General features: G+C 39.8%; 17 protein-coding genes. 13 read left to right on the top strand and 4 right to left on the bottom strand.

Features of this window, described 5'->3' with window-relative positions; all coding sequences use genetic code 11:
• Positions 1-538: 538 nt before the first annotated feature.
• The 6 genes from ACTB00_RS18350 (at position 539) to ACTB00_RS18325 (ending at position 9,289) form a co-directional block, all read left to right on the top strand.
• Positions 539-1,900: an NAD(P)/FAD-dependent oxidoreductase gene (locus ACTB00_RS18350; RefSeq protein ID WP_463301366.1), complete on the top strand. Its 1,362-nt coding sequence runs from the start codon at positions 539-541 to the stop codon at positions 1,898-1,900.
• Positions 1,901-1,921: 21 nt separating this feature from the next.
• Entirely contained in the window at positions 1,922-3,871 is a 1,950-nt protein-coding gene (locus tag ACTB00_RS18345; RefSeq protein ID WP_463301365.1) for an aconitate hydratase, read from the top strand.
• 8 nt (positions 3,872-3,879) lie between these two features.
• Positions 3,880-4,146 carry a 2,3-bisphosphoglycerate-dependent phosphoglycerate mutase gene (locus ACTB00_RS18340; RefSeq protein WP_463301364.1) on the top strand — a complete coding sequence of 89 codons (267 nt, stop codon included), beginning with the start codon at positions 3,880-3,882 and terminating at the stop codon, positions 4,144-4,146.
• Positions 4,147-4,167: 21 nt separating this feature from the next.
• Entirely contained in the window at positions 4,168-5,706 is a 1,539-nt protein-coding gene (gene otsB / locus ACTB00_RS18335) for a trehalose-phosphatase (protein WP_463301363.1), read from the top strand.
• Positions 5,707-5,735: 29 nt separating this feature from the next.
• Positions 5,736-8,144, top strand: a complete 2,409-nt coding sequence (locus ACTB00_RS18330; RefSeq protein ID WP_463301362.1) for a glycoside hydrolase family 65 protein — start codon at positions 5,736-5,738, stop codon at positions 8,142-8,144.
• 143 nt (positions 8,145-8,287) lie between these two features.
• On the top strand, positions 8,288-9,289 hold the full coding sequence (locus ACTB00_RS18325; protein WP_463301361.1) for an NADP-dependent oxidoreductase: 1,002 nt from the start codon (positions 8,288-8,290) through the stop codon (positions 9,287-9,289).
• A gap of 142 nt (positions 9,290-9,431) precedes the next feature.
• Here the strand turns inward: ACTB00_RS18325 and ACTB00_RS18320 are convergent, their stop codons facing one another.
• On the bottom strand, positions 9,432-10,304 hold the full coding sequence (locus ACTB00_RS18320; protein WP_463301360.1) for a formate/nitrite transporter family protein: 873 nt from the start codon (positions 10,302-10,304) through the stop codon (positions 9,432-9,434).
• A 448-nt stretch (positions 10,305-10,752) separates the two neighbouring features.
• Here ACTB00_RS18320 and ACTB00_RS18315 point away from each other — a divergent pair, with 448 nt between their 5' ends.
• The 6 genes from ACTB00_RS18315 (at position 10,753) to rplI (ending at position 16,588) form a co-directional block, all read left to right on the top strand.
• A complete protein-coding gene (locus ACTB00_RS18315) occupies positions 10,753-11,892 on the top strand; it encodes a baeRF7 domain-containing protein (RefSeq protein WP_463301359.1) in 1,140 nt (379 codons plus the stop codon).
• An 85-nt stretch (positions 11,893-11,977) separates the two neighbouring features.
• Positions 11,978-14,638: a cation-translocating P-type ATPase gene (locus ACTB00_RS18310; protein ID WP_463301358.1), complete on the top strand. Its 2,661-nt coding sequence runs from the start codon at positions 11,978-11,980 to the stop codon at positions 14,636-14,638.
• Positions 14,639-14,656: 18 nt separating this feature from the next.
• A complete protein-coding gene (locus tag ACTB00_RS18305; protein ID WP_463301357.1) occupies positions 14,657-15,364 on the top strand; it encodes an SDR family NAD(P)-dependent oxidoreductase in 708 nt (235 codons plus the stop codon).
• Positions 15,365-15,499: 135 nt separating this feature from the next.
• Entirely contained in the window at positions 15,500-15,847 is a 348-nt protein-coding gene (rpsF, locus tag ACTB00_RS18300) for a 30S ribosomal protein S6 (RefSeq protein ID WP_463301356.1), read from the top strand.
• Positions 15,848-15,850: 3 nt separating this feature from the next.
• Positions 15,851-16,120 (top strand): 30S ribosomal protein S18, encoded by a 270-nt coding sequence (rpsR, locus tag ACTB00_RS18295; protein ID WP_093919851.1) that lies wholly within the window; start codon positions 15,851-15,853, stop codon positions 16,118-16,120.
• An 18-nt stretch (positions 16,121-16,138) separates the two neighbouring features.
• Entirely contained in the window at positions 16,139-16,588 is a 450-nt protein-coding gene (gene rplI / locus ACTB00_RS18290) for a 50S ribosomal protein L9 (protein WP_159517412.1), read from the top strand.
• A 103-nt stretch (positions 16,589-16,691) separates the two neighbouring features.
• Here the strand turns inward: rplI and ACTB00_RS18285 are convergent, their stop codons facing one another.
• A complete protein-coding gene (locus ACTB00_RS18285) occupies positions 16,692-17,411 on the bottom strand; it encodes a cytidylate kinase-like family protein (protein WP_463301355.1) in 720 nt (239 codons plus the stop codon).
• Between the two features lie 162 nt (positions 17,412-17,573).
• Between ACTB00_RS18285 and ACTB00_RS18280 the strand changes: the two genes are divergently transcribed.
• Positions 17,574-18,620: a Gfo/Idh/MocA family oxidoreductase gene (locus ACTB00_RS18280; RefSeq protein WP_463301354.1), complete on the top strand. Its 1,047-nt coding sequence runs from the start codon at positions 17,574-17,576 to the stop codon at positions 18,618-18,620.
• A gap of 5 nt (positions 18,621-18,625) precedes the next feature.
• Here the strand turns inward: ACTB00_RS18280 and ACTB00_RS18275 are convergent, their stop codons facing one another.
• Both ACTB00_RS18275 and ACTB00_RS18270 read right to left on the bottom strand, forming a co-directional pair.
• A complete protein-coding gene (locus ACTB00_RS18275) occupies positions 18,626-19,552 on the bottom strand; it encodes a DUF6807 family protein (RefSeq protein WP_463301353.1) in 927 nt (308 codons plus the stop codon).
• A gap of 125 nt (positions 19,553-19,677) precedes the next feature.
• Positions 19,678-21,321: peptidase U32 family protein (locus tag ACTB00_RS18270; RefSeq protein WP_463301352.1), on the bottom strand; the 1,644-nt coding region annotated here is incomplete at its 5' end.

The following is a 21,321-nucleotide window of genomic DNA, read 5'->3' as shown; positions in this document are numbered from 1 at the left end:
TTTTTTACCCGTCATAATTACTTCTTTAACATCCTACAGGAGCAGCTTAAAAAGACCAATATCTGAGAATCTACCTTCTCAATATTTCCTGAAAAACTTAATTCTGTTACGCTAGAAAATGCAAGCGCTGTACCATAATTAGTTTCACTTAGTACAAAACGCTGAAAAACAAGCAGATCACAAAAGTTCATAATAAATCGTGAGACCTTTAATACTTCAACACCTATTTTGATTGTGGAATTTCGAAGAAGAAACGTGTAATTAATCCACAACAGTCAGACTGCAAACAAGCCAATTAATAATTCAGCAAATTCTTTTTGATATAAAATCGAATATAATCAGCCATCCCCCGGAACAGACCCATTCGCGATGTTCGATAGGCTACCAACACATGGCGTGCATTGTCGACGGTTTATACCAACGGTGTCCGATGTATGTCCTACAATAGTCGTTGAGCAGATATAAATCTTGCGAAGTCACTAGCTTTTTTGTTAAAGTTGGAATGATTTTTTCATTTCCATATAGAAAGTTTTCGTATATGATTGATCAGAATAATCTTTTTTCAGTAAATATTCCTAAATCAGACAAGCCAAGAGTTGTGATTATTGGTGGAGGATTCGGAGGTGTTCGAGCAATCAATAAGCTTGATTCCAATAAGTATCAGATTGTGCTATTGGATCGATATAACTACCATACCTTTCAACCTTTGTTGTATCAGGTAGCCACTGCCGGGCTTGAACCTGACTCCATAGCAGGACCACTTCGGAAAATAACCAAAAAGAAAAAAGACACCTATTTTCGCATGCTTCGGGTTAGTGAGGTTAACACCGATGAAAAAACTCTGACGACAAACGCCGGCCCGCTAAACTACGACTACCTGATTGTTGCCACCGGAGCAAAAATCAACTTTTTTGGTAACGCTCGATTAGCCAAGCATGCCTTTCCGTTGAAACAAGTTACACATGCGTTGGATTTACGCAGCCATATTTTCCAACAATTAGAAAAATCAGAAATTGTTACCAGTGAAAAGCACAAGAAACGCTTGATGACTTTTGTTGTCGTTGGAGCCGGGCCAACAGGTGTTGAAGTGTGCGGTGCGCTGGCGGAACTGAAAAATAACGTCCTTCCAAGAGATTACCCGCAGCTTGATGTGAGCAGTATGCAAATTCATCTGGTTGAAGGTAAAAATCGTGTATTGCCGGCGATGTCTGAAAAATCAGGAGAAAAGGCTCGCCAGTATTTAGAAAAAATGGGAGTCAATATTCAACTGGAAACACTTACTGATGACTATGATGGAAAGATTGTAAAACTAAAAAACGAACAACAGATTGAAGCGGGAACATTGGTTTGGGCCGCCGGGGTTCAAGGAAATCTGATAAACGGGTTTGGAGAGAAAAGCATCAAAAAAGGAACGCTGATGGTTAACGAAACCAACCATGTTTTTAAAAATTATGAAACGAAAGTAATTTACAATGATGTCTTTGCTCTTGGCGATGTTGCCCACATGCTTCATAAAGACTATCCGAACGGACTTCCGGGGCTCGCTCAATCGGCTATGCAACAAGGGAAACAGCTAGCTAAAAACTTAAACAGAATGGCGGCAAATAAGCCGTTTAAAGCATTCCGCTATAAAAACAAAGGAGCATTGGCAACGATTGGAAGAAATAAAGCAGTAGCCGATTTGCCAAAACTCTTTTTAAGCGGCTTTATCGGCTGGTTTATCTGGATGGTTGTCCATATCCTTTTTCTGATTGGTTTTAGAAATAAGGCGGTTGTTTTTGCAAACTGGATATGGAATTACTTCACATACGACCGGGGTATCCGGCTAATCCTTCGCCCGTCATCAAAGAAAAAAGACCAAATGAGCAAGGAAATGATTCAAGAGATGCACGAAGCATAATAAAAAAAAGACAAGATAGCTATGGACAAGTTAAACGTAACTCAGAAGTTGATTAAAGAGCATTTAGTAGAAGGTTCGCTTGAACCCGGAAATGAAATCGCTTTAAAGGTTGACCATATTTTGCAGCAAGATGCCACCGGAACGTTAGTGATGCTTGAGCTGGAGAAACTAGGATTGAAAAAACTACAAACCGAAGTGGCTGTCCAATATGTTGACCACAATTTGCTTCAAGCGGATTTCAAAAACGCGGATGATCACGCCTTTTTGCAATCGGCAGCTCAAAAATACGGTTACTGGTACAGCCGGGCAGGTAACGGAATTAGTCATGTTGTACATATGGAGCGATTTGGGAAACCCGGAAAACTAATGATCGGCTCCGACAGTCATACTTGTTCAGCAGGAAGCATGGGAATGCTTGCAATGGGCTCGGGTGGATTGGATATTACCACTGCAGCTGCCGGACATCCCTATTATATTACCATGCCCAAAGTGCTTGGCGTTGAACTAACCGGAAAATTACCCGAATGGGTCAGTGCAAAAGATATCATATTGGAAATGTTACGCCGCTTCAATGTAAAAGGGGGCGTAGGCTACATTGTCGAGTATTTTGGACAAGGCCTGAAAAATTTAAGCGCCTGGGATCGGCATGTTATTGCCAACATGGGTGCTGAATTAGGCGCCACGACCTCCGTTTTTCCTTCGGATGAACAAACGAAAATTTGTTTAACACAGGAAGAACGAGAAGAAGACTGGCAAGAAATTATTGCAGACGATGGTGCAGAATACGACAGGTATGAACAAATTAATCTAAATGAACTGGTTCCTTTGATTGCAACACCAAGCAGTCCCGGCAATGTTGTTCCGGTGAGTGAAGTCGCCGGAAAATCAATTTCTCAAGTTGTGATCGGTTCATCGGCAAACCCCGGCTTACGTGATTATTGGATCGTAAGTGAAATTGTAAAAGGGAAAAACATAGCTCCTGAAGTATCTCTGGACATCAATCCATCATCTCGCGAAAAGATTGAAGATTTGGGAAAACTAGGAGCAATTAATTCGCTCATTCAGGCTGGAGCACGTTATCACCAAACCGGATGCATGGGATGCATTGGCATGGGACAAGCTCCTGCAACAAATACAATTAGCTTGCGAACGATGCCTCGAAACTTCCCCGGGCGATCAGGTACTGCCGATGATCAGGTGTATCTGTGTAGTCCAGAGACTGCTGCAGTTTCCGCTCTCCATGGAAAAATAACTGACCCACAGGAATATGGAAAAAGCGTAGCTTATCCTGTATTTTCGGAGCCGGAAAAAGCCTCCGTTAATCGGATGATGCTCATTCCTCCCCAAGAAAACGGCTATAAAACGGAATTAAAGAAAGGGCCCAACATTAAATCGCTACCGGATTTTACCACATTGGAAAACGACTTTGAAGTACCAATTCTTCTAAAAATGGGCGACAATGTTTCCACTGATGAGATATTGAAAGCCGGAGCTGAAGTGCTCCCTTTACGAAGCAATATTGAAGCGATTAGCAAATATGCCTACCAAGATATTGATCCTGTTTTTCATGAATCAGCCTTAAAAGCAAAAATGGCTTTTGGAGGCCATATTGTTGTTGCCGGTGAGAATTATGCACAAGGTTCCAGCCGCGAACATGCAGCAATAGCTCCACGCTATTTAGGACAAAAAGCTGTAATTGCGAAAAGCTATGCGCGAATAGGCTTCCAAAACCTGGTGAATTTCGGAATCATCCCATTCATTTTTGAAAACCCAGAGGACTTGGATCAACTGACAGAAAACAACATCCTGATTTTCAGAGATGTGATTGAAGCGGTAACAGCCGGTGAAACCATTACGGTTTATAACCAAGGGAATAAAAAAGGAATCAACCTGTCCTGTAAATTGAGCAAGCACCAGCGGGAAATTTTACTTGAAGGCGGATTAATTAATTACTTAAAAATACATTCATAAGAAAAATCATGTGTAAGAATGAACTTCCTCTGGGAGAAAGCCTGGAAGACACCTATCTTCGGGTACTGCCCTATCGGCAAAATGTCATTGCTCCAACGATTAAAGAAGGAAAAAGAATTTTGATTTCCGGACATGGAAACAGCTTGCGCGCATTAACTAAGTACTTGGATAATACGATGGATGATGATATTTCAACCCTTGAAATACCAACCGGAAAACCATTAATTTACGAATTGGATGAAGAGCTAAAACCAATCAATCATTATTATCTATAAACACGAAACTCGAATAAATTTATGAAAATCATATTGACAGGGATACAAGCAGCAATTTTTGATATGGATGGCGTGATAACCCAAACGGCCATTCAACATGAAAAAGCCTGGAAAAAGCTGTTTGATAATTTTTTAGAAACAAGAAAAGAAGAGTTTAGTCCTTTCAACCACAACGATTACTTAAGCTATGTTGATGGGAAACCTCGCTATAAAGGAGTATCCAGCTTTCTAAAATCAAGAAATATCGAACTTCCTTATGGGGAAAATACAGATTCACCGGATAAAGAAACCGTATGTGGACTCGGAAACAAAAAGAACCGATACTTTCTTGAAGTCCTCGAAAGCGAGGGAGTAAAAGTCTATCAGGATACAATCGGTCAAATTAAAAAGTGGAAGGCTATTGGCTTGAAAGTCGCCGTTATTTCATCCAGTAAAAACTGTAAAACAATACTGGAGAAAGCAGAGGTTCTGGAACTGTTTGATGCACGGATTGATGGAGTTGTTTCAAACGAACTAGGGTTGAAAGGAAAACCGGCTCCCGATGTGTTTATAGAAGCAGCCAAACAGCTAAATGTATCGAACGAAAAAACGATCATCTTCGAAGACGCAGAATCGGGAGTAGAAGCAGGAAAAGCAGGAAAATTCAGATTTGTTTTTGGAGTAAAAAGAAAAGGTGAGAAACGTAACTTGTTATCTCGTGGAGCTCATTGGGTTATTCGAAATCTGGAGGAAGTAAAAATTGCAAATTCCACTGCTGACGAGCCAACCTTCAAAGAAGAACTGCCTTCAGCAATGAGCAATAGCGAAACCATTTTCAAACAGTTTGCTAACAAAAAGCCAGCTCTGTTTTTTGATTATGACGGTACGCTATCTCCCATTGTTTCAAAGCCAGAGGATGCAATCCTCTCTGAAAAGATGCGCGAAACAATCATTGAAGTAGCAAAAAATTATCCTGTCGCCATTGTAAGTGGCCGGGATTTGCGGGACATCCAAAAATTGGTGAATCTTGATCACCTGATTTATGCCGGAAGCCACGGGTATCACATTGAGGGACCGGATAATTTGTACCTAGAGAATGAAAAAGCGCAAGCAATTTTACCCTTGCTCGACAAGCTGGAGCACGAATTACAAAATGATATTGAGCAAAAAATCGAAGGATCAAAAATTGACCGTAAAAAGTTTGCAATAGCAGTGCACTACCGAAATGTAGCTGAAAAGCACGTAGAGCAGATAAAATCGCAGGTACAAAAAATTGTAGCCGATCACGATAAACTAAAACTAGGTACCGGAAAGCTCATTCTGGAAATCAAACCAAATATTGATTGGCACAAAGGGAAAGCTGTTTATTGGTTAATCGAAAAACTGAACTTGAAAAAAGAAGAGGTTTTACCAGTCTATTTTGGCGATGACGTTACCGATGAAGACGCGTTTCGGGCAATTATAGACGACGGTATTAATATTTTAATTGGAGAACATGATGAACCAACCGCGGCACATTACAGCATTAAGAATGTTGACGAGCTTCAGTCTTTCCTGAGCCAATTAAATCAACAACCTTAAACTGAAAAACACAGGAAAATATCAAAACAATGGATAACTGGACAATTTCATACGCAGACTATCAATCGGAAGAACAAGCAAAAAGAGAAGCGCTTTTAGCAACAGGGAATGGCTATATCATGCTACGTGGCGCATTTGAAGAAACCCATGACGACGAGACACACTATCCGGGCACATACTTAGCCGGAGGTTATAATCGCTTAAAAACGGACGTTTCGGGCAAAGAGATTGAAAATGAAGACTTGGTAAACTGGCCCAATCCCCTTCCATTGACTTTTTGCATTAATGATGGAAAGCCTTTTCATATTGACCAGGTGAACATTCAGGAGTTCCAAAATGACCTGAACCTCCAGTCTGGTGTTTTAAGCCGAAAAATTAAGTTTACTGATCAGGAAGGCAATACCAGTTCGCTCATAAGTAAACGATTTGTAAGCATGGATAGCATGCACATTATTGGACTGGAATGGGAGTTAATTCCTGAAAACTGGGAAGGAAACCTTCGCATCACATCTTCGATTGATGGCACTGTAATCAATAACAATGTCGCCCGATACAGTGATTTAAACAGCAAACACCTTGAAGTAACAGGAACAAATCATCCGGCAACTAACACAATAAGCCTGGTAGCACAGGCCAATCAATCGAAGGTGAGAATGGCAATTGCTAGCCGCACCGAAATTTTCATAGAAAATAAGCATGTACAAACTTCAAATCACTTTGAAGGTAAAAACGGGAAAGCCATACTGGATCTGGATCTCTCTGTTTCTAAATTGCAACCTGTTCATCTTGAAAAAATAATTACTCTTTATACTTCGAAAGATGTTGCCATTAGCGAGCCTCTTTTCCAGGCCGAAAATAGTATCCGAAAACTTCCCCGTTTCAAAGAACTACTCCAACAGCATGAGTCAGTTTGGAAAAACTTATGGGAAAAAATTGATACAACTGTCGAATCGAATGAAGATAACAGTGATCAGAAAATATTGCGGCTTCATACATTTCATATTCTGCAAACCGTTTCAAATCATACGGTAAATATTGATGCGGGTGTGCCTTCGCGCGGGTGGCACGGAGAAGCTTATCGCGGACATATTTTTTGGGATGAAATGTACATCATGCCTTTTTTAATACTTCATCTTCCCCACATAGCTCATCACTTACTAATGTACCGATATCGCCGTCTCCCAGAAGCTCGAAAAGCAGCTAAGGAAGCAGGCTTCGAAGGTGCCATGTTTCCCTGGCAAAGTGGAAGCGACGGACGAGAAGAAAGTCAGAAAATTCACTTAAACCCAGAGTCGGGCAATTGGATTCCCGACAATAGTCACCAACAACGCCACATCAACATTACAATTATTTACAATGTGTGGCAATATTATCAAGCTACAAAAGACATGGAATTTTTGAGTTATTATGGTGCCGAGCTCATCTTATCGGTTGCGCTTTTCTGGTCAAGCATTGCTCAATTCGATCGTAAAAAATCGAGATATGTCGTTAACGGAGTGATGGGACCGGATGAATATCATACCAAATATCCGGATTCGGAAGAGTTGGGGCTCAACAACAATGCCTACACCAACCTGATGGTTGTTTGGGTCATCCAACGGGCGCTAGACGTGCTCAACCTGTTTGACAACGGGCAGTATAAGCAAGTCATCGAAACCGTTGGAATCCGGGAAGAGCATATCAATAAGTGGAAAGATATGTGCGAAAAAATGTATATTCCATTTCACGACGATCGGATTATTAGTCAGTTTGAAGGCTATGAAAACCTGGAAGAGTTTGACTGGGATCGCTATAAAAACGAACATGGCGAAGTAATGCGCCTCGATCGCATATTAGAAAAAGAAGGCGATACCCCCAATCGCTACAAAGCCAGCAAACAAGCCGACGTTTTAATGATCTTTTTTTTACTCAGCTCTTCCGAAGTAAAAGAGATTATGAATGCTTTGGATTACCCCTTTGATATCCAAAAAGATATTGAGAAAAATATTCACTACTACCAACGCCGAACCTCGCATGGTTCTACCTTAAGCAAGGTTGTTCATTCATGGATTTTTGCCCGTTTAAACCGCACCAAATCCTGGAAAAATTTCGAACAAGCACTCATGAGTGACTTTAAAGATGTTCAAGGAGGAACAACTCCTGAGGGGATCCACCTTGGTGCCATGGCCGGCACAGTTGACCTGATTCAACGATGCTACACAGGCATGCAAATTAGAAATGACATCCTATGGATTAATCCTCACCTTCCAGAAAGCCTGGAGAAAATAATACTGAGCATTCGGTTCCGAAGTCATTGGTTTAAACTTTATATGAACCATAAAAGGATAATCATCGAGTTTGAAAAAGGATGGGCACCTCCTGTAAAACTTGGCATACAGGGAAAAACTTACCAGTTTGAAGAACGGAGCAAAAGAGAATTTGAACTAAAAAAGAAGTAGATATCAATAATAAACCCTGTTGTAGCCAAGGTTGAACAAATTCAGAATCCAGTAAAGGATTAGGCTACGATCGGGGAAGAATAGAAATACAGAATAAAAACAGTCTGAGACAAACTCAGGCCACATAAATAAATAAAAAAATTATGAATACAACACGAACGATAAATTTAAAGAACAGACCAAAAGGAAAACCGGAGTTGACAGATTTTGACTTTAACACTTCAGAAATACCCAAATTAAAGGAAGGAGACGTTTTGTTAAGCACTAAGTATGTTTCGGTAGACCCCTATTTACGAGGCCGAATGAGCGATGCTCCATCCTATATTCCGCCATTTGAGCTCAATAAGCCAATAGTATCCGGCATTATTGCTGAAGTTTTAGAATCTAAGAACACGAACTTTAATCAAGGGGATTTTGTATCGGGGATGTTACCGTGGAAAGAAACACAGGTTGCAAAAGCCGATGGACTTATGAAAGTCGATCCTGAAAAAGCACCACTGTCTGCATATCTCGGAATTTTAGGGATGACGGGGCTTACCGCCTATCTGGGACTAACAGAAATAGGAAAACCTAAAAAAGGAGAAACCCTGCTCGTATCGGGTGCGGCAGGAGCTGTTGGAAGTGTAGTTGGACAAATTGGTAAGATACTGGGATTAAAAGTTGTAGGCATTGCCGGAACCAATGAAAAGGTGGAAATGCTCAAGTCGGAATTCGGGTTTGATGAAGCAATCAATTATAAAACCACCGAAAATATGACCGAAGCCATTGCCAACGCATGTCCCGACGGTGTAGATATTTATTTTGACAATGTTGGAGGTGAAATCTCTGAAGCTGTGCTCTTCAACATCAATAAGTTCTCAAGAACAGTTAACTGTGGGGCTATCTCAGTTTACAACAACACAGAACTGCCCAAAAGCATCAGTGTACAACCGTTTCTGGTAAAGAAAAGTTCTTCGATGCAAGGCTTTGTGGTTTTTGATTATGTCGATAAACATCCTGAAGGAGTCAAGCAATTAACAGAATGGTTAAGCCAGGGTAAACTAAAATATACTGAAACAATCAGAGAAGGATTTGAAAATATTCCACAGGCCTTTCTGGATCTTTTTGAAGGAAAAAACAAGGGTAAGATGGTCGTTAAACTTTAAAGAAAATAGAAAGAAATCAATCGGTCAATGACATCTCAATAAACATCTCCTGTAAAACTTGGCACTCAAGTAAAAACTACACGTTTAAAGAACAAAGTACAAGCAAATTTGAACTTTGAAAGAATTCGATCATGTGGACTCGCTAATCCTGTTTACCGATGCGTTTATGACGGGGGTTAACATGGCTGAATTTCACAAACGCTACAAACACAACTCCGCCAATGATATTTCCAACGGTAGCCCAAAGCTGAACAAATCCATAATCCAATAAAGTAATATCGTTGCTGGTTAACACAGCTGTAAATATTTCAATCGATCCAACAATAGAGTGATGCAGACCTCCGATACCTATTACGGTCGTTATGAAGATAATAATTAAAATACGACTGATTGTTTCTTGTGATGAAGTGACCAACCAGGACAACAAACCCATTAACCAGCCCGCCAGTACGCCACTCAATAAAACTATATACCACTGATAATTAAGTAGCTTATCTGCTAATGCAGCAAATGACTCTACATTAATAACCTTCAACTGCATAGGGAGAATAGAAAGCAGATAACTAAAAAAGTAACCGCCTAATAAATTGCCGGAATAAATGATACCCCAAAGCACCATCAAACTTTTAATACTGGCATTTCTGTTTAAAACCGGAATTACCGCCAGTGTCGTGTGTTCAGTAAACAATTCAGATTTACCTACAACCACAAAAATAAACCCCAGTGGATAAGCAAATGCTAGCAAAACATGAAGATATGACGGATGAATTACACCATCGAAAAGTGAATAAATAGCTGCCATTAAAAAAACACTGAACCCAACATCTAAGCCCGCGGAAATTGCCGATAAAAACAAATCTTGATTGGAACGATTATGCTCGTGCATCGCCATCTCGATTTGTTCCTCCAAAATTTCATCAATCTGCTTTGGCTTGTTCAGCGCTTCCTTTAAATCGGCTTGTCTTTTCGGCATAAAAAAAAGTTTATTTATTAATCTCTTGACTGCTTCCCCCATGCTTACGATCTAAATGATTGCTACACGTGTGGCAATATTCCACAGTTTTCGGGTAAATTCCACAGGAAATTGCAGTAGCCTATATCAGCGGTACTACCCAATTATACTCGTTACCTGCTGTATTCGTATTTTATAGTTCATTCTCCTTCTTCCGCTGCAATTTTAGGAACAGGAGTTGCTGCCTTTCAAATGTAAATCACACAAAATACAAACCATGAAAAACACAACCGATAATACAACGAACATATTTCGATCTAAAAAGATCAATCGCAACCGAAAACATCAACCAATTATCGCCTTTAAAACATGTCAATTCGAGACATGATATTCTAAAGCAACAAGAGCAATTTGCTTCAAGTTGATTTGCAAAACTTGTCTCTACTTGCTTTAAGAGTCAGCCGAACAAGTTCTATTTTAATTTCTTCATTAATTTTTAATTCGTGTAGTTATGGCATTACTTAAGAAAAAACAGTTTGACGAGTTAGTTGCTGAAAAAAGTAACTATTGTGTTTCAATTTATATACCGACACACAAAAGTGGCGAGAATAAGGATAGTATGATCCGGTTAAAGAATCAGGTGTCCAAAATTGAAGACGAGCTAATTGAGTTGGGAGTAAAACAAAAAGACATCTTCAACTATGTTAAACCGATAAACAAACTGTTACAGGATACAACGTTCTGGCGCTATTTATCCGACTCCCTGGCCATTTTCAGAAGTAAAGAAACCTTTGTGTATCGAACACTGCCTATTGAAACGGAAGATTTCTCCATGGTTTCAGATCGCTTTTACCTTTTGCCTCTTTTGAGTGTATTCAATAACGATGATAAATTCTATATTTTACAGTTGAGCTTGAAGAAAAACCGATTATTCGAAGCCAATCAATACGAGCTCAACGAAATTCCGACAGAAGACTATATGCCCCAGAGTATAAAAGACGCTGTGGGTTGGGATGTCAAGCAAAAAACCTTACAATACCGCAGTGGGCAGTCCAGAGGCGGTCATGGACTTTATCATGGACAAGGGGAAGGAAAAGAAGACAAAGAGAAAGAAACCTTAAAGTACCTTCATATGGTTGATAATGGACTAAATGATCTGATTGATGACAAATCGACACCACTGATAATTGCATCGGTTGAAGAAATTTGTTCCCATTTTAAACAAATTTCTTCCTACGACAACATCTACTCCAAGTATGTGCTAGGCAACCATGATAACGGCGACATGGATAAAGTTCATCAGCAGGCCTGCGAGCTTTTACAGCCTTATTTTGAGCGGGTAAGAAATGAGAGTAAAGAAAAATACGCTGAAACAAACCTGCGAATCACATCCGACCTGAATGAATTGCTGATTGCCGCAAATGGCGGACGAATAGACACACTATTTGTAGGGAAGAACAAACACATTTGGGGTAATTTCGACGTAGATAAAGGGACCATGAAGGTTCATGAAGAAAAAGAGTCAATGGACTATTGCCTAATGGACTTTGCTGCGAAATCGACTTTTCAAAAAGGCGGAAATGTTTTCCTCGAAGAGGTAGAAGACTTGCCTGCAAGCGAAGCACCCGCAAATGCAATTTTAAGGTATTAGACCATTTCAAAACAAATACAATTTCGCGAATAACAAAACAGCTGTTTCCCCAGATGCAAGGGGAAACCGTTTTTATCAATTGCGCATGGCTAGAAATAATGATCACTCACATCCACACTGTTTATCTGTTGACCAAATTTGGGAACAATATTCGGCTTCAAAAGAAGGATTGTCAACTAAAGAAGCAAAAAAAAGACAAGAAGAATTTGGGCTCAACAAGCTGCAAGAGAAAAAGCAAAAGAGCTTGCTCCGTTTACTTCTCGACCAATTGAATAATCCGATCATCTATCTTTTGGTTGGCGCTGTAATCGTTTCCTTTGTCTTCAACGACATTCCCGAAGCAATTGCCATTATGATCGTCATCATTCTGAACACGATCATTGGTTTTTGGATGGAGTACCAGGCTCGGCAATCAGTGAATGCATTGAAAAAGTTGGATCGGCTGGAAACGCATGTAAAACGAGATGGAAAAAGCACAAAAATTAATGCAGAGGAATTAGTTCCTGGCGATGTGGTTCTATTAGAATCCGGAGATCTGGTACCTGCCGATGCACGTATTTATCAGGCTTCAGAACTTAAAGTTGATGAATCGCCCCTCACCGGAGAATCGGTACCCGTTGATAAACAAACTGATGAGTTGGACGAGGAGACCCCTTTGGCAGAGCGCACCAATATGCTATTTAAAGGCACAGCCATTACCAGCGGAAAAGCAGAAGCTGTTGTAACTGCGATTGGACAAAAAACCGAAATTGGCAAAGTCTCCGAAATGGTAGATGAGGCCGAAGACCAAGAGATCCCTTTAAACCGGAAGCTAGTAAAACTCTCTTATAACTTAATTTGGGTGATTCTTGTTTTAGCTGTTGCTTTTTTTGCATTTGGATGGATTGCCGGAAAAGAAATTTACCTGCTTTTGCAAACATCAATTGCCTGGACTGTCGCCGCTATTCCTGAAGGTTTGCCCATTGTTGCCAGTATCGCGTTGGCTCGCGGTATGCTTCGGCTAGCTAAACGCCATGTAATTGTAAAAAAGCTGGAAGCAGTTGAAACGTTAGGCGAAACCACCGTCATTTTTACGGATAAAACAGGAACATTAACTGAAAACAAACTTTCAGTTGATTCCCTGGAGTACTTTGGCAACACATTAAAAGTGCAACATCAGAAAGAAAAAGAATACGAACTTGATTCGTCAAATTATGAAGACGATGAAAGCTTCCAGCATTTTTATAAAATATCTGTTTTTTGCAACGATGCAGAGTGGTTGAACGAAGACGAATTAAAGGGAGATCCATTAGACATTGCCTTATTGCAATTTTCAAAATCTATTCTCCCGGATAAATATGAAGAGCTGGTTGACAAAAAACGAATTCATGAAGATCCTTTTGATTCGGATGCTAAGTTCATGGGAACCATTCACGAGTTGGACGATCGCCTTTACGTTGCAGGGAAAGGAGCGCCCGAGCCTATTTTAAATCGATGCAAAAGTTATTTCGAAAACCGTGAAGTGAAAGAATTAACGGACGATGTAAAAAACGAATGGATGCAAAGGAGCCAGGAGCTCTCGAAAAAAGGTCTTCGTTTAATTGCCTACGCCTACCGGATCGAGGATTCAAATCAAAAAGAACAATTAAAGAAAAAAGAAGACTTTGTTGACGAGATGACCTTTCTGGGCTTTGTCGGCTTTATTGATCCTGCCCGCAAAGAAATTCAACCGGTTGTCGAAAAATGCCACGCAGCAGGTATTCAGGTCGTGATGGTGACCGGCGATCATCCGGGTATTGCACAAAACATCGCCAATGCTGTTCACATGACCGATACCAAGGATGAAAAGGTTATTGAAGGTAAAAATCTGGAACAGAAAGAAAACGAAATTGTCGACTCTCAGTTGTTTGCACGAGTTGACCCCAAACAAAAGCTGGACATTGTTGACTACTACAAAAAGCAAGGCGCTATTACGGCAATGACTGGTGATGGCGTTAACGATGCGCCCGCACTTAAAAAAGCTGATATTGGAATTGCGATGGGAGACAAAGGAACACAGGCGGCACAGGAAGTGGCCGATATTGTTTTAAAAGATGACTCTTTCGCATCAATTGTAGAGGCGATCGAACAAGGCCGAATTATTTTTGGTAACATCCGCAAATTCATTATCTACCAACTGTCCTATCACCTTGCCGAGATTATTATTATCGCCGGCATCAGCTTTACGCTTTTCTATTTACCGCTACTGCCTTTGCAGCTTCTATTTTTGAATTTGCTCTCAGATGTCTTTCCTGCGCTGGCTCTAGGCCTTGGAAAAGGTGATGAGACCGTCATGCAACAAAAGCCAAAAGATCCGGCAGAGCCAATCATCAATCGAAAAAATTGGATTTCTACCTTCATTTATGGAACAATGATGGCGGTTATTATTGTTGGGGCTTATTTACTAGCAATTTATGGACTTGGAGAATCTAAAGAAACAGCCAACACCATTACATTTTTCAGTTTAGCAGCCGCACAGCTGTTACATGTTTTCAATATGAAAGATGACAAAGAAAAGCTCTTCAGTAATCAGGTTACCAGAAATAAATACATTTGGTTCGCCTTAGCTATTTGTTCCGTATTCCTCGTTATTGGCTATACAGTTCCTATTCTAAACGAAGTTCTCAAATTTGAACAATTGAAATTAATCCACTGGGGAGTCGTAGCCGGATCAAGCATTGCAACCCTGATTAGTATTCAAATTGTCAAGAAAATATTTAAATTTTAATTGAAAAAACCAATAAATATGAATGTATTCATTACCGGAACAAGTTCTGGCTTAGGACTCGGGCTTGCTCTTTATTATCTTAAAAACGGGCACGCGGTCTTTGGAGTAAGCCGTAGACAAAATGAAGAATTAAGTAGTTACCAAAACTACACACACCTTGTGCAGGATTTATCAGATTTTGATGAAACAGGCACTCGCATTGAGAAATTTTTGACAAGTATTAAAACGCTCGATCTGGTTATATTGAACGCTGGAATGCTCAACGAAATAAAAGATCTTCATAAAACCGACATTGACGAAATTAAGCGTGTAATGGATGTCAATGTATGGGCAAACAAATTACTGATAGACAAACTTTTTAAACAAATCCCTGCAATTAAACAACTTGTGGCAATCTCATCAGGAGCATCAGTTAGCGGGGCACGCGGGTGGAATGCTTATTCGCTTTCCAAAGCTACCCTGAACATGCTAATTAGCTTGTATGCAAAAGAATTTACCGACACTCATTTTTGCGCACTAGCCCCCGGATTAATTGATACCGCTATGCAGGATTACATATACAAACTAGAGAAATACGACGATTTCCCGGTTGTTCAAAAACTGAAAAAGGCAAAAGGTACAGATCAGATGCCTAATCATCAGGATGCTGCCAGATTAGTTGCTAACGCAATCAGTGATTTACAAAAATTTGAAAGTGGCAGTTTTCAAGACGTACGAAAAATGTAAAACCCACTATCCAACAAGCAGGTATGCTGCTTTAATCCTTTGAAAAAACCCTTGGTTTAATCACAAAATATTTCTACTTTTGCGCGTCCATATTTTATGGAAGTATATTTTAATGTTTAATAAATTAGATGTTTTATGAAAAACCAGTATGAAACCGTTTTCATTGCAACTCCCGTTTTATCTGATGTACAGATAAAGGAAGCGGTAACTAAGTTCAGAGGCATCATTACCGAAGACGGTGGTGAGATTCTCAATGAAGAGGACTGGGGATTACGCAAATTAGCTTATCCCATTCAGAAAAAAAGCACCGGTTTTTATCACTTGATCGAATTTACGGCTGAGCCTTCATTGATCGAGAAGTTAGAAACCCAGTACAGACGCGACGAGCGTATCATCCGTTTCCTGACTTTCAAGCAGGACAAATACTCTGCTGCGTACGCAGAGAAAAGAAGAAACAAAGCAAAAACTGAAAAGGAGAAATAAGCTATGGCTAACAATCAAAGTGAAATCAGGTACCTGACTCCCCCGTCAGTTGAAATTAAAAAGAAAAAGTATTGTCGCTTTAAAAAGAACAAAATCAAGTATGTGGATTATAAAGATCCTGAGTTCTTGAAAAAATTCTTGAATGAGCAAGGTCGTATTTTACCACGTCGTATTACCGGTACTTCATTGAAATACCAACGAAAAGTGGCAAAAGCAGTGAAAAGAGCTCGTCATTTAGCTATGCTGCCCTACTTAACAGATATGTTGAAATAATTAAAAGATTGAGAACAAATGGAAATCATTTTATTACAAGATATTCAGAATTTGGGGAGTAAGGATGACCTTGTTGCTGTAAAAGACGGTTATGGTCGTAACTTCTTAATCCCTAATAAAATGGCGATTATCGCCACTGAATCAGCTAAAAAAGTTATGGCTGAAAATACAAAACAACGTGCTCACAAAGAAGCTAAATTGAAAGACGAGGCTTTGGCTGTTGCTGAAAAACTTCAGAACAAGCAAGTTGTTATCGCTACTAAAACCAGTACATCTGGTAAAATTTTCGGTTCAGTTAATACCATTCAATTAGCAGAAGCTATTAACAAGAAAGGTTTTGAAATTGACCGTAAACAAATTAAAATTGCTGAAGACAGCATTAAAGAAATCGGTAAATACACAGCAAAAATCAAGCTCCACAAAGAAGTTGTTATTGATTTTGACTTTGAAGTAGTTACTGAAGAATAATTCGTTTCACACACAGAACAAACACATTTTTTCAAACAGATAGAAAGCCATCCCCACACAGGATGGCTTTTTTTATAATACATCACTCCTCCCCGAAAAAAAATTATTCATTCTCGTGGTTCACAATCATTCGTTTATTCTTCATGATATTAATGATCGCATCCACAATATAATCATCCTGCATTGTCGAGTAATTGAAAATCACATCAAAATCGTGATTGTTCATTTTTGCCCCACTGACATGCTCAACAAATAATTCACGTTGCCGGTCAATTTCAAGCACGTAATGCTGTGCATCACTTCTGGACATATTGCTTACCTGCATAATCCGGTTGATACGCCAATCAAGCGGAGCCTGTAGTTTAATACTTAATTTTTGAGAAACATCGTGAGCAATCGCTCCTGCTGCGCGTCCTACAATGATAAAATTACCAACCTCTGCAATACGTAAGATCACATTGCGAACCGTATCAATCACCTGCTGGTCATCGGCATCATATACTTTTTCGGTAGAAAAAGCAGTAGACACCTCGTGCAAACTGGTTTTTGCTTCTGATAAAAAAACATTTTTAATTTTTCCTGGCTCCATCTCCAGTTCCTGTGCTGCCTCTTCTATAATTTCTTTACTCACCCACTGCCACTGAATATCTGTTTTTGTCTCCGATTGAAAACTATAACCTGTAAGTATTTTTGACAACTTGATCGCGATCCTTTTTGCAGAACAACCGCATTCTCTAGATATCATGATGACTGGGCCTGGATATTTGGCCTTTTTCTCCTGGGCTGATGACTCCAACAAAAAATTACTTAGAAAATTTTTCATAGTCGAATAGTTTAACGGTTTGTTATGATTATCTAAAGTACTACATGCGGGATTAAAATAGATTAAAAAAGTGTTCAACAATACGCGACAGACGGATGTTTTACAACAATTCCAGATATCTACAAACATTTTATTATTTTCGTAACTATAAAGAATTCAACTATGAGTAAAGTTATACAAGCAGCACTTGCTTCTTTTGGTATGTCAGGAATGGTTTTTCACGGACCAAGCTTAAAAGTAAACCCCAACTTTAATCTTCATTCCATTTTGGAGCGAACCAAGAGTTTATCAGAAAAGGACTATCCTGAGTCGACTATAATCCGCAGTTTCGAGGAGCTGATTGCTCAAGATGAAATTGACCTTGTGATTATTAACACTCCCGACAACCTACACTATGCAATGTGTAAACAGGCGTTGGAAGCGGGAAAGCACGTGGTGGTTGAAAAGCCTTTTACCCAGGAAGTGGAGCAAGCCAACGAACTGATACAGTTGGCAAAAGATAAAAACCGGATTCTTTCAGTTTACCAAAACCGACGATGGGATAACGATTTCCTGACCGTAAAAAAAATACTTAACGAAGGAATAGTTGGACGGCTTGCAGAGTTTGAATCTCACTTTGACCGTTATCGAAATTTCATACAAGAAGGTACCTGGAAAGAAGAAGGCGACAAGAGACATGGCGTACTTTTTAATCTTGGTTCACATATGATTGATCAGGTTGTTCAGCTCTTCGGTAAACCCAAATCAATAACAGCCCATCTGGATACATTAAGAGATGGCGGACAGGTAAAAGACTATTATGATATTCGCCTGCAATACAATGATTTTGCAGCTATTTTAAAATCATCATACCTTGTACGGGAGCCGGGACCTCGTTATAGTCTATATGGCACTTTAGGTACTTTTCATAAATGGGGAATTGATCCGCAGGAAGAAATGCTGAAAAACGGTCATCTGCCCAATGAGCCCAACTGGGGTACAGATTCGGAAGAAGACTGGGGAATTTTAAATACCGAATGGAATGGGTTAAACTACAAAGGAACGATAGAAACAGTTCCGGGCAATTACAATGCTTTTTATGAGAATATTTACGATGCAATTGTAAATGGAACTGAACTGGCCGTTAAACCCGAAGAAAGTCGTGATATCATTCAATTATTAGATTGCTGCTTACAAAGCGATGAGGAAAAAAGAACTATATTTTTATAAAGGAATTACCACTCCAGGCGGTTCAATTCTTTCAACACTCGGTTTTCTTTAATAGAACCGGAGTAAAGAACAATTGCATATTTCAATACGGTAGGTGTCACTTTCGAAATCGGAACGAGCACTCGTCCCGGCCAAACGGCATTTTGCATGCTGTTTTTGCTTCGAAGAATCCAATCATTGGCGGTCTCAAAATCATTGGCGGAATAAATGAGCATGCCTCCCTGTCCCGATTTTTTGGCTAGCGATCCTGAAATGTTCACGAATTCCCCTGCTTCAACCGCTTCATTTTGGGGTTCAATCAAGCCATTTTCCGAATTAAATAAAACATCGTCTGGAAGCTTTATTCGGGCAGAAAATCCGCCATATCCCTTTACATCATCCGAGCCACCCAAAGCAACATGATCGGTTTGTGCTCTCAGCTGAATTTTAAACTGTATAATCCTGTAGTTGCGATGCTCCCCGTAAAAGTTTACGGTCGCTTTTTCTTCAATAAAAGCCTCCTGACCATTTTGGTAGTTTGGAGACTTCCATTCGACAATGGTCTTCATCGTAGCCATATTGTTTGGTAAGCGAAAAAACTCAACACTTTTGACATCGTGAATAAAATCCTTCATTTCCCATTGATCACCGACCTTCTTTCCATCAACCATTATTTGGTGCCATGCCCAAAAAATGCCCCGATGATGAATGTGATCCTGCGGAGCATTTTGTGTAATCTCCGTTCCATCGGGTAAATATACCGGATGAAAAAAATTAGCCCGCCCCTTGTCCAGGTTCATTGCAGAAGCTTCTTTGTTGTATAAGGCTATTTTTTTGCCTCCCTCGGTAATCAGGATTCCATCATCAATACGCTTCATTGAAATCTGAGAAAAGCCCGAACTAAATAAAAATAAGATGAGTATAAATGAAGTAAACGTTTTTTTTAATTTCATACTTAGTTAAGTTAGTGAGTCATTCTCGGAACAGCTCCAAAAATGCACTGACTAAGATATAAAAATGCCGATATTTTTCAAGTCTGATTTCAATATTTTATAGGATTTAAAGCCTCTTCCACCAACTACTTCAACCCCTTTTTAAAGTTGAACGTTGTTGATGGCTGATATTGTTCTGCAAACCGAAACTTATTTAGTAGTTTTTTGGCAACGTGTTTCGATGGCTTTTCATGGCTCAAATCAATCATAAAATTCGTAAATCCTTCGTTCAAAAGCTGATTTCTATACTGAAAAAGACTCACCGGTGCATCGGGCGTCACAACTGTAATTCCATCCCTGTTGGTTTTCTGAAAAACCTTATGGGTATCATCTTCAAATTGATTTTCTTCATTTGCCACCTGCACAGGCATTCTCGAATAAAACAGCTCAGGATAGGCGTGTAACACAACAATCCCCTGTTTATTTTGCATGGTACGAAGGTTCTCAAAATCGTTCTCGATTGGATAGCAAAAATTTCGAATCGCATTTTCGTTGAGCATTTTTGCTGCTGCGTCATTATAAACATACACATTTTCATTCGCACTTACCTGTACATTCTTACTCAGCAACAATTTTTGAGAGAGGTGACTGACAAAAAACTGACTGATACCCTGCCCTTCTATTTTTGCCAACAGCTGTCGATAAGCATCCAAATGTTCTTCCGAAATAAACTTAGGCAACTCGATAAAAACTTTGTGTTTGAATTGTTGGATAAACCGAACAGAAAAATCAAACTGTTCCAATTCTTTCCGACTAAATGATAGAATAACGCCATCCGGATCATCCAGTCTCAGCTTACGCAACCAATCGGGCTGATCAATTCGAATAAACAAGCGTGGTTTGGACGGTCGGCTTTTAATAAGCAATTGCTGTTTGAACCTTTTCTTTTCTCCGTATGGAAGTGATTTGATTCGCGCATGCGGTAGATTTTGGAACTTGCCTGGAAAGCGTTGTTCCCGACGACCAACCCAAAACAACTCGTCGCCGGCTTGTATTTTTTCTTTACCATCGTAAGTAAAGCAATACTGATCGCCATCAATCACCAAATCACGAAGCTTAATATTTATTGTACTGTCGTCTTTTACGTTTCGAACACGAACTCGGTCACCTTCCTGCATCGTCGTGTTGGATTGAAAAAATACCTGCCCGTTTTTCACGCGCTCAACATTTCCAACTGAAAGTCCGGTATTCGACGTATCGGCAATTCCCTCTTTAACATCCTTTCCTAAAAAGTACGCTATTTTTTCTCTGCCAAAATCCAGCTTCAGCAACTCTTCAGCTTCATCTTTCTTCTCTGGCTGATCAATGGCCATTCGGTACGATTTTGCCACCCGATAAACGTAATCAGCTGATTTCATTCGACCTTCAACTTTTAACGACCGAATGCCCAACTTCTTTAATTTTTCCAGATTAGGCAACTGCTGATTATCCTTCAAATTAAACAGAAACTTGTTTTCCTCCTGATCTTTATATAAACGGCGACAAGGTTGGGCGCACAATCCTCGGTTTGCTCCCCGGCCACCTAAATAACTACTAAAAAAGCAAAGTCCTGAAAAAGAATAACACAAGGCACCATGTACAAATAGTTCCAGTTCAACCTGTGAATTCGACGCTATTTTGCTTAACTCCGGCATGGTTAGTTCCCGCGCCAGAATGACACGTTCAATTTTCTGTTGTTTCGAAAACTCGGCCCCCAGTGAATTGTGGTTGCCCATTTGCGTACTGGCATA

The sequence above is a fragment of the Sunxiuqinia sp. genome (genome assembly GCF_055140945.1).
Note: the sequence above shows the minus strand (reverse complement) of the source record. Positions and strands in the feature narration are given on the sequence as shown.

Excerpts from the sequence above, each read along its gene's own strand:
- ACTB00_RS18350 (WP_463301366.1), top strand. The coding sequence starts at position 539 with ATGATTGATCAGAATAATCTTTTTTCAGTAAATATTCCTAAATCAGAC.
- ACTB00_RS18345 (WP_463301365.1), top strand. The coding sequence starts at position 1,922 with ATGGACAAGTTAAACGTAACTCAGAAGTTGATTAAAGAGCATTTAGTA.
- ACTB00_RS18340 (WP_463301364.1), top strand. The coding sequence starts at position 3,880 with ATGTGTAAGAATGAACTTCCTCTGGGAGAAAGCCTGGAAGACACCTAT.
- otsB (WP_463301363.1), top strand. The coding sequence starts at position 4,168 with ATGAAAATCATATTGACAGGGATACAAGCAGCAATTTTTGATATGGAT.
- ACTB00_RS18330 (WP_463301362.1), top strand. The coding sequence starts at position 5,736 with ATGGATAACTGGACAATTTCATACGCAGACTATCAATCGGAAGAACAA.
- ACTB00_RS18325 (WP_463301361.1), top strand. The coding sequence starts at position 8,288 with ATGAATACAACACGAACGATAAATTTAAAGAACAGACCAAAAGGAAAA.
- ACTB00_RS18320 (WP_463301360.1), bottom strand. The coding sequence starts at position 10,304 with ATGGGGGAAGCAGTCAAGAGATTAATAAATAAACTTTTTTTTATGCCG.
- ACTB00_RS18315 (WP_463301359.1), top strand. The coding sequence starts at position 10,753 with ATGGCATTACTTAAGAAAAAACAGTTTGACGAGTTAGTTGCTGAAAAA.
- ACTB00_RS18310 (WP_463301358.1), top strand. The coding sequence starts at position 11,978 with ATGGCTAGAAATAATGATCACTCACATCCACACTGTTTATCTGTTGAC.
- ACTB00_RS18305 (WP_463301357.1), top strand. The coding sequence starts at position 14,657 with ATGAATGTATTCATTACCGGAACAAGTTCTGGCTTAGGACTCGGGCTT.
- rpsF (WP_463301356.1), top strand. The coding sequence starts at position 15,500 with ATGAAAAACCAGTATGAAACCGTTTTCATTGCAACTCCCGTTTTATCT.
- rpsR (WP_093919851.1), top strand. The coding sequence starts at position 15,851 with ATGGCTAACAATCAAAGTGAAATCAGGTACCTGACTCCCCCGTCAGTT.
- rplI (WP_159517412.1), top strand. The coding sequence starts at position 16,139 with ATGGAAATCATTTTATTACAAGATATTCAGAATTTGGGGAGTAAGGAT.
- ACTB00_RS18285 (WP_463301355.1), bottom strand. The coding sequence starts at position 17,411 with ATGAAAAATTTTCTAAGTAATTTTTTGTTGGAGTCATCAGCCCAGGAG.
- ACTB00_RS18280 (WP_463301354.1), top strand. The coding sequence starts at position 17,574 with ATGAGTAAAGTTATACAAGCAGCACTTGCTTCTTTTGGTATGTCAGGA.
- ACTB00_RS18275 (WP_463301353.1), bottom strand. The coding sequence starts at position 19,552 with ATGAAATTAAAAAAAACGTTTACTTCATTTATACTCATCTTATTTTTA.